The organism is Pseudomonas sp. S49 (assembly GCF_009866785.1).
In the GTDB taxonomy this organism is placed as follows: Bacteria; Pseudomonadota; Gammaproteobacteria; order Pseudomonadales; family Pseudomonadaceae; genus Aquipseudomonas.
In genome coordinates, this window is the sequence record NZ_CP019432.1 from 390,327 (window position 1) to 405,188 (window position 14,862).

A 14,862-nucleotide genomic window follows, 5' to 3' on the forward strand; every position below is an offset into this window, starting at 1 on the left:
CTGTCTACTTTTCCGATCTCCATTCAACACCAGCGCACGCTATCGTTCGCACTTTCAAACGGCAGGATGCCGACCCCCATCGTCTCTTGCCTGGATGCCAGGGACGTCTTTTCAAGGATGAAAATATGCCATTAAAACCACCTCGCGGTGGCAGCACTCGCGTGGATACGGATGTTCACACGCAGCCGAATCGAAGTGCGGACAAGGATTTTTCACAGGCTGACACGCTCGGCCGCGATGGCACGACCCCTTGGGCTCGCGTCGATGATCCGAAGCTGCGGAACAGCTCACCTGGCGATGATGCCGGCCGCGATACCAGCATGCCGGTGCCGATGGTCGAGATTCGTCCGGCGCCGCTCCCTGCTGAAACCCCTCCGGTCATGTACAAGTCGCTGGAGAATTACGGGATAAAGTCAGTGGCCGTGCTGCCGGACGCCGACAGCGACGGCTTCAGGGTGTACAAAAATCGCCAGTATGTGAATGTGCCTGACGGCGGCATCGTGTTGGTCGGGGTAGACCCGGACACGGGATTTCATCGCGCTCGACTGGCAAGCGAGTTACTGCCGTCCGGACCATTGCTGTTGCGTGACATCGAGAGCGGCATCTGGCATCCGCACAACGACTTTAACGCACACACCACTCCTCTGGCCGACGCAAGCTTGCAGGTCTTTCGTACCGGGCTTGATCTGCACGGCGTAGCCCCCGGCAGCGACGGCCTGATACATCACGATGGCAAACTCTACGTAGCCATCGACGAACAGGTGTATCAGGTGATGCAGGATCTTGATGCATCCCGTCCCGAATACAGGGTGTGGCGTCTGGTCAATCCCAAGGATCCTGTTGCCACGGACAGCGCCAATATTTACCGCGCCAGTCGCAGCGGTGAAACCCGAGCCATCGTTCGAAACGAGCAGGGTATTTGGGTATCCATCCTCACTGGATTGAGGGGAGGCATGCAACGCAATGACCCCGCCCCCGCCAACCCGCTCAACTTTCATCGACCCTGGCTCGACAGCCCCGGCCCCTCGGCAATCCTGCCACCGGCGGTTGCAACCACGCGGGCACAGGTCAAACGCTACTTTGCCGATGCAACCGATCAACATGCCGATGACTTCATTGCGCGTTTCGGTGAATCGACGGCGGCAGAGGTGGAGCTCAAGCGGATGCAGCTCGAGTTCCCGCTATTGGACCGTGAGATAACTGCGTGGGAGAGTGCTTATAAGGGTAACGACAGCGCCGAGCGCACTCGACGACTGGATATCGGTGCTCGCATGCGTCGGCTGTACAAATGGCAGGGGGAAGCTTCGGAAAAGGTCTACCGAGACGGACGGCTGGTCGGTTTCAGGCTGGATTTGCACTTGGGGCACCGCGGAAACCTGACGCTTCCCGTTTTCGTCACGCGACTTGGCTCTGTGGTTGCTCTTCGGCTAGAGGGGACCACATCGAACAACCTGGGAAATCTGTTTTCGAGGTTTTCGCACATTGAAACCCTCGAAGTACACGGACTCAGCGGTAAGAACAATGGGCTGCTTGCCGAGATCAACATACTCGCAGCATTGCGAGTTCTGGAAATACGCGAAACCTCCCTCTGGCTGCCGTCGATCAGTCAGCAACATTTCACCGGTTTGAGCCGTTTGCAGGAATTGAGCCTTTCCAATTGCAGTATCTGGCCCAGGCTCTCAGTGATGGGGATGAACGAGTTGCGGGTACTGCGCCTGCGCTCCTGTGATCTGGAACTGTTTCCCTCCGGACTGACCTTCTTGCCCGTCGCGTCGCGTTTACGGGTGCTGGATCTGTATCACAATCCGAAGTTGCGGGATGCACCCAACGTCACCTTGATGTCCGAATTGCGCGAATTGAATTTGTCGCATACCAGTATAAGTCAGCCGCCCGTCGGGCTTGGTCTTCCCAACGGTCCGACGCGGCTTGAGGTACTGAACCTGTCGCACAACCCGCTTGTCGTGGCGCCGACGCTCAGAGGAATGCCCGCATTGGTGGAGGTGGATCTCAGCCGGACGTTTATCCAGAATTTCCCGGAAGGCGTTACCTTCGAGGTGCCGAAAACACGGCTGGATCTTTCCTTGACCTCGATCCTGTCGATCCCCGAGACCGTTGAACTGAGGACGGGGATTGAGCTGGATGGCGCGCGGATATCCGACCCGACCTCCCTGCGACGACTGATTGCTGCGCGTCGACAGACAGACCGCGATGTTTGGCTTGATAGAGGACATCCAGGTGTGGGGATCAATCACTGGTTGCACAATGTTCCTGCGGCGCAACACTTTACAAAAATTGCCCTGTGGAACTCACTTGCCGATCAAGAGAATTCGACAATGATGAGACGCTTCGCTGAGCTGGTGCGCACACCGGAGTTTGTGGTCGAACGTCCGCTTTTACAGCGTCGCGTCTGGTCGTTTCTCGCGCATTTCAAAAAGACCAGTCTCGGCGAGCAGGAAGTTTTGCGGGACATGGCGGTCACCGAGCCCAGCCCAGGAAAGATGCTGGACAGGCTGGAAGAGGAAATAAAGAAGTTTGACCCGACGTGGCAGCATCAGCCGCTCCATCAGTTGCCAAAACACCCAAAACTTGGATGACGCTGAAGTGACGGCCTGAATGAAAGCGGAAATCCGAGAACTGCGTTTATGCGGGAGCTCGACAGAACGCTTGAACGGGATCAGCGGTCAGCAGTTTTGAAAAGAAGCTGGCCAGGACCACTAACCGGCAGGATGCCGAAACCATCGTCCCTTGCGTGAATGCCAAGGGCGAGTTCTTCAAGGATGAAAAACATGCCAATAAAACCACCTCGCAGTGGCAATACCCACGTGAATGTTCCCGGTAGCCCGAGCCGCCCCGGTGATGTGGATACTTCGCTCCCCGATCCATCGATCCGCAGAAGCGTCGACTCAGGTCTTGCGCTCGATGACCTGCAGCTGCGAACCGGGCCATCCCGCGATACACACGCTGATGTCGTCCGCCCGGAGCCGGCCGTGCTGGTTCAAATGACTGCCGTTGACCTCCCATATCCGGTAGCCGCGCCGCTACTGGAGAATTACTTGATCGGCCCCGGAATAACGCTTCCAGATGCCGACAGCCGTGGCCTCAGGGCGTTTAACAAGCGTTATTACGTCGATCTGTCAGAGGGCGGCACTGTTCTGGTCGCAATGGATCCGGTCGATGCAACGTATCGAGCACGGTTGCCCAATGAGCGGCATCCTTCCGGCCCCGAGTTGGTGCGCGACATTGACAGCGGTTTCTGGCAGCCACGGGAGGGCGTTGACTTGACCCTTCGAGCACAAGTGAAAAAAAGCCTTCCGGAACTGTCCGATCGACAAGCGGATGACTTTGTATCCCGGTTTGGAGACAAGGAGACGTTAGAGACTGAACTCAAACGCATTCAACTGGGTTTGCCGCAGTTGGAGCGTGAGCTCAGCACCTGGACGAATGCCCTCAAGGACTCTCCCGGCGCCGATTACGCGAGTCGACTGTCACTGAGTGCCAAGCTGATTCAACTGTACAAGTGGCAAGGCAGCAAGCTCGACCCTTGGGGGCGAATCTATCGCGGCGGGCGAATGGCGGGTTTCAGGATGGATATCGATCTAAGCGAATGGCCGATGCAAAGGGCCCCACTTTTTTCTACACCCATCAATTCCGTTGTTTCTCTTACTCTGAGAGGTTCTTCGTCACAAACACCGCAGGATTTCTTCGCCGGTTTTCCCAGCCTTGAAACACTGAGGACGTCAGGCCAAATGATGTATGGACTGCCCGACGGAGTCGGACGGCTCACGGAGTTGCGCGTGGCGGACTTGAGTAACCCTCTGCTCCACCTTTCGCGAGCCGATATTGAACAATTGAAACAGCTGTCACGTTTGCGCGAGCTGAACCTGGAAGGCCATCCCCTCGGGCATGGTTTTTCGATACGCGATATGACTGAGTTGCGGGTGTTGAAACTGGGTAATACCAGTCTTGTCGGCTTGCCTGCCGGACTGAACGAGTTGGCCGGATGGTCGCGGTTACAGGTATTGGATCTTCAACGAAATCCTTTTTTAGGGCGTGCGCCTGACGTTACCGGGATGTCCGAATTGCGGGTTTTGAATCTGACGCAGACCGGTATCAGCCAGCTCCCTGACGGGCTGGGCGCCGAGAATGGCCCCAAAGGCTTGGAAGTATTGAAACTCGGCGAAAATTTGCTGTTTGATGCGCCTTCGCTCGAAGGAATGAGCAAATTGCGGGAACTAGATCTTTCCAGCACAGATATCGACAAGTTTCCCGAAGGCATCACGTCTGAAATTCCCGCGACAGTATTGAATCTCGCGAACAATCGAATCAGATCGATTCCCGAATCAGTGGAACTTCGAGCAGGCTTCAACTTGACCGGAAATCCTATTACAGACCCCGCGTCCCTGCGGCGATTGATATTTGCGCGTCGACAAACGGGCACCGATATCTGGTTGGGAGTAGAGAGCGTTGATACGTCGGCGGATCTCTGGCTACGACATGTGCCACACGCGCAAGCTCCAGAGAAACTGGCGCTCTGGGACAGGTTGAACAGCTTTTCTGAAAGCAGTTTGTTCTCGCGGATTCGAAATCTGAGCCGTACGCCTGAATTCTTCGTAGAACGTCAGCTATTAGAGCGCCGGGTCTGGGCGTTTCTCGAAAGTTTCGAAAAGGCAGGCGCTGTTGAACGGTCTCGCCTCAGGGACGTAGCCAGGAAGGAAACGAGTCCAGGAAAGATGCTGGAAAGGCTGGAGGAGGAAATAAAGGCACTTGATCCCGGGCGACAGAATCAGCCCTTGCATCATCTACCCAAGCGTCCGAGGCTCGACTGATCCCGGGACTGCGGTGTAAAAGCGGGAATCCCTGACCTGCCTGTATCAGGGTTCCCAAAACGGGCGGACTTCGCTATGCGCGTCGGTCCGGTGTAAAGAGGGAACCCCCGGCCTGCCTGTACCAAGGATCCCAAAAGGGTGGACGCATCGCGTTGCGGTGTGCGCCCGGTGTAAAGAGGGGAATCCCCGGCCTGCCTGTACCAAGGTCCCCGAAACGGGTGGTGAATCGAATCACCTGTGAGAGGTATTGCAGGGGGCGTGCCAGGTTTTAAAATGTTGAAACAAAAAAGCTGATCAGAAACGCGAAAGCCCCGGAATTCGGGGCTTTCGTGTTTTTCAATAAAGGGTTCTTCAGTGTTTTCAGGAGTGGTTGTGGCGATACGGCTGTGCGCGATCACGGGTCATTGTGCATTGATGCGGTGCACGGTGGCCCCTCACCCTGACCCTCTCCCAGAGGGAGAGGGGACTGACCGGGTCGCCCGGTCAAATTACGTCGACCTGAGATACCGAGCCGAACTCAGGCCTCGAAACCACCCGAGATCGGCTCCCTTTCCCCTCTCCCCCTTGGGGGCGGTCCGACGTTTCGGGAGGGCTGGGGTGAGGGGGATCGATCCTGAGTAAACGACAATCCTTAAGCGTTAACCCTCATCCCCCTCATCATCATCCCCACCATCAACCTTCATACCCAATTCCTTGATCTTGCGCGTCAGGGTATTGCGCCCCCAACCCAGCAACACCGCGGCATCACGCCGACGTCCGGCGGTATGCTTCAACGCCGTCTCGATCATGATCCGCTCAAACGCCGGCACCGCACTGTCGAGCAGGCTCGACTGACCGCGCGCCAATGCCTGATCCGCCCACTGACGTAGCGCCTGTTCCCAGTTGGTTACTGGTGCGGAGTCCTGTGGCAGGCTCAACAGTTCCGGCGGCAAGTCGCTGATATGCACCTCGCGCCCGGACGCCATCACGGTGATCCAGCGGCACGTATTCTCCAGTTGACGCACGTTGCCCGGCCACGGCAGATTTTTCAGGTATTCCTCGGTTTCGCTTTTCAGCAGTTTCGGCTCGACCGCCAGTTCCTGCGCGGCGCGGCTAAGGAAGTGCTTGGCCAGGGTCGGAATGTCTTCGCGACGATCCGACAGGCGCGGGATGTGGATGCGGATCACGTTGAGGCGGTGGAACAAGTCCTCACGGAATTTGCCGGCGTGCACCAGGGTTTCCAGATTCTGGTGCGTCGCCGCAATGATGCGCACGTCGACCTTGACCGGTACATGGCCGCCAACACGATAGAACTCGCCGTCGGCCAATACGCGCAACAGTCGAGTCTGTGTGTCAGCCGGCATGTCGCCGATTTCATCGAGGAACAATGTGCCGCCATCAGCCTGTTCAAAACGGCCGCGACGCAGGTTCGCCGCGCCGGTGAACGCGCCTTTCTCATGGCCGAACAGCTCGGATTCCATCAGATCCTTGGGGATCGCCGCCATGTTCAGTGCAATGAACGGCGAGGCCGCGCGTGGGCTGTGGCGGTGCAGAGCGTGGGCGACCAGTTCTTTACCGGTGCCGGATTCACCGTTGATCAGCACGGTGATGTTGGAGTGGCTCAAGCGCCCGATGGCGCGAAACACTTCCTGCATCGCCGGCGCTTCGCCGATGATTTCCGGGGTGCGGGTCAACGCCGGCACGACTTCCAGGCCTTGCTGTTCTTGGGCGTGCTGATTGGCACGCTTGACCAGCGACACCGCCTCATCGACGTCGAACGGCTTCGGCAGGTACTCGAACGCGCCGCCCTGATAGGAGGCGACAGCGCTGTCCAGATCGGAATGAGCGGTCATGATGATGACCGGCAACCTTGGGTGTTGCTCGCGGATTCGCGCCAACAGATCCAGACCACTGGCACCCGGCATGCGAATGTCGGAAATGATCACGTCAGGCTGCTGACGGGCCAGGCGACTCATCACACCGTCGGCACTGTCGAAGCTCTGGGTGGTCATGCCTTCCTGCTGCAAGGCCTTTTCCAGAACCCAACGGATAGAACGGTCGTCATCGACGATCCATACGGTTTCACTACGGCTCATGTCGATGTGGCTCCTTGTTCCAGTGGCAGAAAGATCGAGAACGTGGTGTGGCCTGGGTGGCTGTCACACTCGATCAGGCCCTGGTGCTGGCTGATGATGTTCTGGGTAATGGCCAGACCGAGCCCGGTACCGTCCGGGCGTCCGCTGACCATGGGAAAGAAAATGGTTTCCTGAAGTTCCGCCGGGATCCCGGGGCCGTTGTCGATGATCTCGATCTTGGTCACCAGGCGATGGCGGATGTGGCCGATGGTGAACTGGCGCATGGCGCGGGTGCGCAGGCTGATGCGGCCCAGACGCAGCTCGTTCTGGCTGCTGATCGCCTGCATCGCGTTGCGCACGATGTTCAACACCGCCTGAATCATTTGCTCGCGGTCGATCAATACGTCGGGAATGCTTGGGTCGTAGTCGCGCACCAAGGTGATGCAGCCCTGACTTTCCGCTTCGACCAGTTGGCAGACGCGCTCGAGCACTTCGTGGACGTTGCACATCGCCAGCGACGGCAGCTTGTTCGAGCCGAGCATGCGGTCGACCAGATTGCGCAGGCGGTCGGCTTCTTCAATGATCACGTTGGTGTAATCGCGCAGACTTTCTTCCGGCAGCTCGCGGGCCAGCAATTGTGCTGCGCCGCGGATGCCGCCGAGCGGATTCTTGATCTCGTGGGCGAGACCGCGCACCAGCATCTTGCTGGTTTCCTGTTTGGACAGCTGTGCCTCTTCCTTGGTGATCCGCAGCAAGCGGTCACGCGGATGGACTTCCAGCAGAAGCATGGTCGCGCCATTGCTGAGGATTGGCGTCACCGCGTAATCCACGGTCAAGGTCTGGCCGGTGAGCGCGGTGAGCATCGCTTCGCGTTTAGTGAACGGATGCGCCTGTTCCACCGCCTGACGCAGGGAATTCAGCGCCTCGGTGGATTCAGTGAACAGCTCGCTGATGAATTGGCCATGGCTGCGCTGCCCGCTGATGGCGAGCAGCATCTCCGCCGCCGGGTTCATGTACTCGAGGCGTAATTCGGCGTCGAGCAGGATGGTGGCGGTGGTCAGATTGTCGAGCAGCAAACGGTGGATTGCGTCGCTAATGGTCATCGGAGCCTCTTTTGGGGGCGGAGCGTGCGCAACAAGCAAGCGTCGGTGAACGGAAAATGCAAAAACCAAACCAAGGCTCTGAAAAGAAGCGTCAAACGCCTGAAACAGGCGTTTGACGCTCGTTTGAGTGGCAGGGTGCCGGCTCGAACGGGAAGTTTCGAACCAAAATGGGTTGGATTGTGGGTACGGTGCAATCTATTGCACCAATATAGTGCGCAAAGCTGAGCGGCGTTAGAAGAAACGCAGGAAGGGGTTTTTCGGCTCAGGCGGTTTGTCTTTCAGTGGGCATTCCGGGCGCACGCCGTAGTCTTCGGCGACGCAGGGTTTGATCTGGCGTTTTTGCGCGAGAGAAATGCGCTGCATGTGGAAAGGCTGGTTGGCGGTGCGTTCGACCGTTCGCCCCTGTGCATCGAGGATTTCCACTGAAAGGTTATGGCTGCCACGATCAATGTTGTTCAGCGGGAACACCGGACTCAGACCTGGTTCGCCGGTGGCCTGTCCATCCAGCAACAGCCGGTAGCGATGGCCTTTTTGCAGGCCCGGCTCGCTGGTGACGCTGACGATGATTTCGCCGGCACTGCTGCGAATCGTGGCATCGGGCTCGGGCACCAGAATGCGCAGCATGTCGTAGTGGAAGGGCGGCTGTTCCGGGGATTTTTTCGCCGTGGAAATCGGCGCAGCGGCGCTGGGATTGGCCGACATGCGATTGCTGGTCGCGATGGGCACCCGTTTGGCGTTGCCGCGGGGCTGGTCGGTGTAGACACGATTGCCCTGAGCATCGGTATAGGTGAAGACCTCTGCTGAGGCCAGCAGCGTCATCAGCGCCAACACGACGAACAAACATGCGCGGATCATGGCTTGTGCACCCGCTGCACGCTGAGAGGTACTGGTGGGCTCTGCTGGATGATCGTCTGTCCGTCTATCACCTGCACTGCGAGGCGATGTTCGCCGCGATCGACGTTCACCAGTTGCAGGATCGGCACGTTGCTCGGCTGACCGTAAGGCTCATCGTCCAATACCAGCCTCAACTGATGCGGCGGCTGTAGGCGCGGCTTGATCAGCACTTGGACGGTGAACGTGCCGTTATTGGCGCGCACGGCCTCTTCGGTGGGCAGGCCTGCGAGTTCAAGAATGTCGTAGGCGTTGCGCACAGGTTCACGGTTGTCGGTTTCGGGCGCGGCTGGTGCGCCGGGTGCCTGCGGCTCGACACGATTGAGCGGCGGCAACTCCACGGGCTGCGCCTGCACACCGTCCGGCGAGTGATCGCTATACACCGTGTTACCGTTGGCGTCGGTGTACTTGTAGATCTGCGCAGTGGCGGGCAGGGCGATCAGCAGCAGAATGTAGAAAAAGGTGCGACCCATGAAATCGACCGGGATTGAAAGCGATGGGGTGCAGCATAGGACAGACGCGGCGGTTGGCCCAAGCCTGCACACATCACGAGATCATTCAGACACCACAATTCCCCTGTAGGAGTGAGCCTGCTCGCGATGGCGTCGTGTCAGTCAGCATTACCTCCAATGATCCACCGCTATCGCGAGCAGGCTCGCTCCCACAGGGACCTGCGTGATGCCATAAATCGCGGGCAATAAAAAAGGCCTCCCGAAGGAGGCCTCTTTCACTCACGCCACGTAACGCGGCGCTACCGGATCAGCAGCTGTAGTACAGCTCATATTCCAGTGGGTGTACGAAGGTGCGAACCTTGATTTCTTCTTCCGATTTCAGCGCGATGTAAGCGTCGATGAAGTCGTCGGAGAACACGCCGCCCTTGGTCAGGAACGCGCGGCCTTTGTCCAGCTCTTCCAGGGCTTCTTTCAGGCTGCCGCAAACTTGCGGGATCTCTTTCGCCTCTTCAGGCGGCAGGTCGTACAGGTTTTTGTCAGCCGCGTCGCCTGGGTGGATCTTGTTCTGGATACCGTCCAGACCGGCCATCAGCAGTGCTGCGAAGGCCAGGTACGGGTTGGCAGCCGGATCCGGGAAGCGGGCTTCGATACGGCGGGCTTTCGGGCTCGACACGTAAGGAATACGGATCGAAGCGGAACGGTTGCGAGCCGAGTAGGCCAGCATCACTGGAGCTTCGAAGCCTGGTACCAGACGCTTGTAGGAGTTGGTCGCCGGGTTGGTGAAGCCGTTCAGGGCCTTACCGTGCTTGATGATGCCGCCGATGAAGTACAGAGCGGTATCGGACAGGCCGGCATAGCCTTCACCTGCGAAGGTGTTCTTGCCGTCTTTCCAGATCGACATGTGGACGTGCATGCCCGAGCCGTTGTCGCCGTACAGTGGCTTCGGCATGAAGGTCGCGGTGCGGCCGTAAGCGTCAGCAACGTTGTGCACAACGTACTTCAGGGTTTGGGTTTCGTCGGCTTTCTTCACCAGGGTGTTGAACTTGACGCCGATTTCGTTCTGACCGGCAGTCGCCACTTCGTGGTGGTGAACTTCGACGGTCAGGCCCATTTCTTCCAGTGCGTTGCACATGGAGGTACGGATTTCGTGGTCGTGGTCGAACGGTGGCACCGGGAAGTAGCCGCCTTTGACGCCTGGACGGTGACCCTTGTTGCCGCCTTCGATGTCCTGGTCGGACATCCACGAACCTTGCTCGGAGTAGATCTTGAACATCGAGCCGGAGATGTCCGACTTGAATTTCACCGAGTCAAAGATGAAGAATTCTGGCTCTGGACCGGCGAACACGGTGTCACCGATACCGGTGGCTTTCAGGTGTTCTTCAGCACGCTTGGCGATCGCACGTGGGTCGCGGTCGTAGCCTTGCATGCTCGAAGGTTCGATGATGTCGCACACCAGGATCAGGGTGGCGTCTTCGGTGAACGGGTCGAGAACGGCAGTTTCGTCAACCGGCATCAGGATCATGTCGGAGGCTTCGATGCCTTTCCAGCCAGCGATGGAGGAACCGTCGAACATCTTGCCGACTTCGAAGAAGTCTTCATCCAGCGCATCGCGAGCCGGCATGGTCACGTGGTGCTGAGTGCCTTTGGTGTCCGTGAAGCGCAGATCAATCCACTTGACGTCATGATCTTTGATGAGTTGAACCGTCTTCGACATATGTCCTCCGGGTGGCTTCGGGCTTGGTAGTGGATGCCCTTGAATTTGGGTGATGCCGGCGCGAATACTCTGCCAAGGCAACCTGCCTCACAAGGGAGCAAATTGCATGCCAGTGCCCCAGCATGGGTTTTTTGCCCCAGATTCACGCTTATTAAGGTGCAAAGCGCCTGAATGCGGAAAATCTCGCCCTTTAATGTAGCGTCGTAAAACGAAAATGACCTGTTTTGGTGCGTGCAAAACCTTCTGCACATTAACTGGTTAAACCTTGAGCAATTTCCGCTATAATCCGCGCCCCCCTTTTTCGGCTGGCCGTTCGCGCGCTGTTTTCATGAAACTAATCGTAAAAGTCTTCCCCGAGATCACCATCAAAAGCCGACCTGTCCGGACGAAGTTCATCCGCCAGCTGGCCAAGAACATCCGCACCGTGCTCCGCGACCTGGACCCGGCCGTGGTGGTGAACGGTGTGTGGGACAATCTCGAGCTGGAAACCCGCGTTACCGACCCCAAAGCCTTGAAAGAGATGGGTGAGCGCCTGACCTGCATGCCGGGCATCGCGCACTTCCTGCAGATCGACGAGTACCCGCTGGGCGACTTCGACGACATCACCGAGAAGTGCAAACAGCACTACGGCGATGCACTGGCCGGGAAGATTTTCTCGGTGCGCTGCAAGCGTGCCGGCAAGCACACCTTCAGCTCGATGGACGTCGAAAAATACGTCGGCAGCAAGCTGCGCCGTGAGTGCGGTGCCGCCGGTATCGACCTGAAAGCGCCGGAAATCGAAGTCCGTATCGAAGTTCGCGACAAACGGTTGTTCGTCATTCACAGCCAGCACAACGGCATCGGCGGCTACCCGCTCGGCGCCCTGGAGCAGACGCTGGTATTGATGTCCGGCGGCTTTGACTCGACGGTTGCGGCCTACCAGATCATTCGTCGCGGCCTGATGACGCACTTCTGCTTCTTCAATCTGGGCGGTCGTGCCCATGAATTGGGCGTGATGGAAGTCGCGCATTTCATCTGGAAGAAGTACGGCAGCTCGCAACGCGTGCTATTTGTCAGTGTTCCGTTCGAAGAAGTGTTGGGCGAAATTCTCGGCAAAGTCGATAACAGTCATATGGGCGTCGTATTGAAGCGTATGATGTTGCGCGCGGCCTCCAACATCGCCGACCGTCTGCACATCGAAGCGCTGGTCACCGGCGAGGCGATCTCCCAGGTGTCGAGCCAGACGCTGCCGAACCTGTCGGTGATCGACTGCGTGACCGACAAACTGGTCCTGCGTCCGCTGATCGTGGCGCACAAGCAGGACATCATCGACACGGCCAACGAGATCGGCACCGCCGATTTCGCCCGGCACATGCCGGAATACTGCGGCGTTATTTCGGTCAATCCGAAGACCGCCGCCAAACGCGGTCGCGTTGAGCACGAAGAGAAAGAATTCGACATGGCGGTCCTCGAGCGTGCGCTCGAAAACGCCAAACTGGTGCCGATCGATCGGGTGATCGACGAATTGGGCCAGGACGTACAGATTGAAGAAGTCAGCGAAGCACTGGCCGGCCAGATCGTGATCGACATCCGTCACCCGGATGCCGCCGAGGATGAGCCGCTGGAACTCGCTGGCGTAGAAGTACAGACGATGCCGTTCTACGCAGTGAACGCTCGTTTCAAGGAGCTGGATCCGACTCGCCAGTACCTGCTGTATTGCGACAAAGGCGTGATGAGTCGCCTGCATGCTCACCATTTGCTCAGTGAGGGGCATGCCAATGTGCGCGTTTATCGACCGAGCTAAGTGCCCGGGGCTGTTTGCCTGTGGCCTGCGTCACCGGCCCCCCGACACCGCCGTCAAGCTGTAACGGCCATGCCGGACACTACTGCTAATCGCTGCCAAGACTTGTCAGCAAACCGAATCCTCTGATCGAGATACACAAGTGATCGAAAATCTACGCAACATCGCCATCATTGCCCACGTTGACCATGGTAAAACCACCCTGGTAGACAAACTCCTGCGTCAATCCGGCACTCTGGAGCGCAACGAGCTCAACGACGAGCGCGTGATGGACTCCAACGACCAGGAAAAAGAGCGCGGTATTACCATTCTGGCGAAAAACACCGCCATCAACTGGAACGGCTACCACATCAACATCGTGGACACCCCGGGCCACGCCGACTTCGGCGGCGAAGTTGAACGCGTAATGTCGATGGTCGACTCCGTTCTGCTGCTGGTTGACGCTCAAGACGGCCCTATGCCGCAAACCCGTTTCGTGACCAAGAAGGCTTTCGAAGCCGGCCTGCGTCCAATCGTGGTGATCAACAAGGTTGACCGTCCAGGCGCGCGTCCGGACTGGGTTCTGGACCAGATCTTCGACCTGTTCGACAACCTCGGTGCTACCGAAGAACAACTGGACTTCCAGGTTGTGTACGCCTCGGCCCTGAACGGCATTGCCGGTCTGGATCACACCGCCATGGCTGAAGACATGACCCCGCTGTACCAAGCGGTAGTCGACCACGTTCCGCCTCCGGCTGTTGACCGTGATGGCGCGTTCCAGATGCAGATCTCCGCTCTGGACTACAACAGCTTCCTGGGTGTTATCGGCGTTGGCCGTATCGCTCGTGGCCGCGTCAAGCCGAACACCCCGGTTGTGGCGATCGGTGCCGACGGCAAGCGCCGTAACGGCCGTATCCTGAAACTGATGGGTCACCACGGTCTGCACCGCATCGACGTTGAAGAAGCTGCAGCAGGCGATATCGTTTGCATCAGCGGTATGGACTCGCTGTTCATCTCCGACACCCTGTGCCACCCGGACACTGTCGAGGCGATGAAGCCTCTGACCGTTGACGAGCCAACCGTTTCGATGACCTTCCAGGTAAACGACTCGCCATTCTGCGGTAAAGAAGGCAAGTTCGTGACGTCCCGTAACATCAAGGACCGTCTGGACAAAGAGCTGCTGTACAACGTTGCACTGCGCGTTGAAGAAGGCGACACCGCCGACAAGTTCAAGGTTTCCGGCCGTGGTGAGCTGCACCTCTCGGTATTGATCGAAACCATGCGTCGCGAAGGCTTCGAGCTGGCCCTGGGCCGTCCTGAAGTAATCATTCGTGAAGTGAACGGCGTTAAACAAGAACCGTTCGAAAACGTCACCATCGACATCCCTGAAGAAGCTCAGGGCAAGGTCATGGAAGAGATGGGTCTGCGTAAGGGCGACCTGAGCAACATGGTGCCGGATGGCAAAGGCCGTGTTCGTCTGGAATACAACATCCCTGCTCGCGGTCTGATCGGTTTCCGTAACCAGTTCCTGACCCTGACCAACGGTGCTGGCATCCTGACCTCGATCTTCGATCGCTACGACACCGTCAAGTCGGGCCACATGTCCGGCCGTCAGAACGGCGTTCTGGTTTCGGTTGAAACCGGCAAGGCACTGACCTACTCGCTGGAAACCCTGCAGGCTCGTGGCAAGCTGTTCGTAGAACACGGCCAGGAGATCTACAACGGTCAAATCGTTGGTCAGAACAGCCGCGACAACGACCTGGGTGTAAACCCGACCAAAGGCAAGAAGCTCGACAACATGCGTGCTTCGGGTAAAGACGAAACCATCGCTCTGGTTCCACCTGTTCGCTTCACCCTGGAACAGGCTCTGGAATACATCCAGGAAGACGAGCTGTGCGAAGTTACTCCTAAGTCCATCCGTCTTCGCAAGAAGATCCTGGACGAAAGCGAGCGTACCCGCGCTGCCAAGAAAGCCAAGGCGTAACTTAGCCCGAGCTTGAAAAAACGCCCCCGGTCGCGAGACCGGGGGCGTTTTTGTTTGTCTGGGGGAAAGCAGGTTGGGC

General features: G+C 58.0%; 9 protein-coding genes. 4 read left to right on the plus strand and 5 right to left on the minus strand.

Annotation, left to right across the window (positions count from 1 at the left end; genetic code table 11):
• The first annotated feature begins 125 nt into the window (after positions 1-125).
• A complete protein-coding gene (locus PspS49_RS01760; protein ID WP_160037898.1) occupies positions 126-2,594 on the plus strand; it encodes a leucine-rich repeat domain-containing protein in 2,469 nt (822 codons plus the stop codon).
• Positions 2,595-2,786: 192 nt separating this feature from the next.
• The gene (locus PspS49_RS01765) at positions 2,787-4,826 is read left to right on the plus strand and encodes a leucine-rich repeat domain-containing protein (RefSeq protein WP_238786319.1); all 2,040 of its coding nucleotides are present in this window, start codon (positions 2,787-2,789) and stop codon (positions 4,824-4,826) included.
• A gap of 638 nt (positions 4,827-5,464) precedes the next feature.
• Here PspS49_RS01765 and ntrC read toward each other — a convergent pair.
• From ntrC to glnA, 5 genes are all read right to left on the minus strand, one after another.
• Positions 5,465-6,901 carry a nitrogen regulation protein NR(I) gene (gene ntrC, locus PspS49_RS01770; protein ID WP_007961729.1) on the minus strand — a complete coding sequence of 479 codons (1,437 nt, stop codon included), beginning with the start codon at positions 6,899-6,901 and terminating at the stop codon, positions 5,465-5,467.
• Entirely contained in the window at positions 6,898-7,983 is a 1,086-nt protein-coding gene (glnL, locus tag PspS49_RS01775) for a nitrogen regulation protein NR(II) (RefSeq protein WP_122593979.1), read from the minus strand. Before glnL ends, ntrC begins: the two co-directional genes overlap by 4 nt.
• A gap of 231 nt (positions 7,984-8,214) precedes the next feature.
• Entirely contained in the window at positions 8,215-8,838 is a 624-nt protein-coding gene (locus PspS49_RS01780) for a DUF4124 domain-containing protein (protein WP_127925499.1), read from the minus strand.
• Positions 8,835-9,347 (minus strand): DUF4124 domain-containing protein, encoded by a 513-nt coding sequence (locus PspS49_RS01785; RefSeq protein WP_160037900.1) that lies wholly within the window; start codon positions 9,345-9,347, stop codon positions 8,835-8,837. The genes PspS49_RS01780 and PspS49_RS01785 overlap by 4 nt, the downstream gene beginning before the upstream one ends.
• Before the next feature lie 286 nt (positions 9,348-9,633).
• Complete coding sequence (gene glnA / locus PspS49_RS01790) at positions 9,634-11,040, minus strand: type I glutamate--ammonia ligase (protein WP_007909254.1); 1,407 nt, start codon at positions 11,038-11,040, stop codon at positions 9,634-9,636.
• A 328-nt stretch (positions 11,041-11,368) separates the two neighbouring features.
• Here glnA and thiI point away from each other — a divergent pair, with 328 nt between their 5' ends.
• Positions 11,369-12,823: a tRNA uracil 4-sulfurtransferase ThiI gene (gene thiI, locus PspS49_RS01795; protein WP_095047172.1), complete on the plus strand. Its 1,455-nt coding sequence runs from the start codon at positions 11,369-11,371 to the stop codon at positions 12,821-12,823.
• 139 nt (positions 12,824-12,962) lie between these two features.
• Complete coding sequence (typA, locus tag PspS49_RS01800) at positions 12,963-14,783, plus strand: translational GTPase TypA (protein ID WP_034153003.1); 1,821 nt, start codon at positions 12,963-12,965, stop codon at positions 14,781-14,783.
• Positions 14,784-14,862 lie beyond the last annotated feature (79 nt).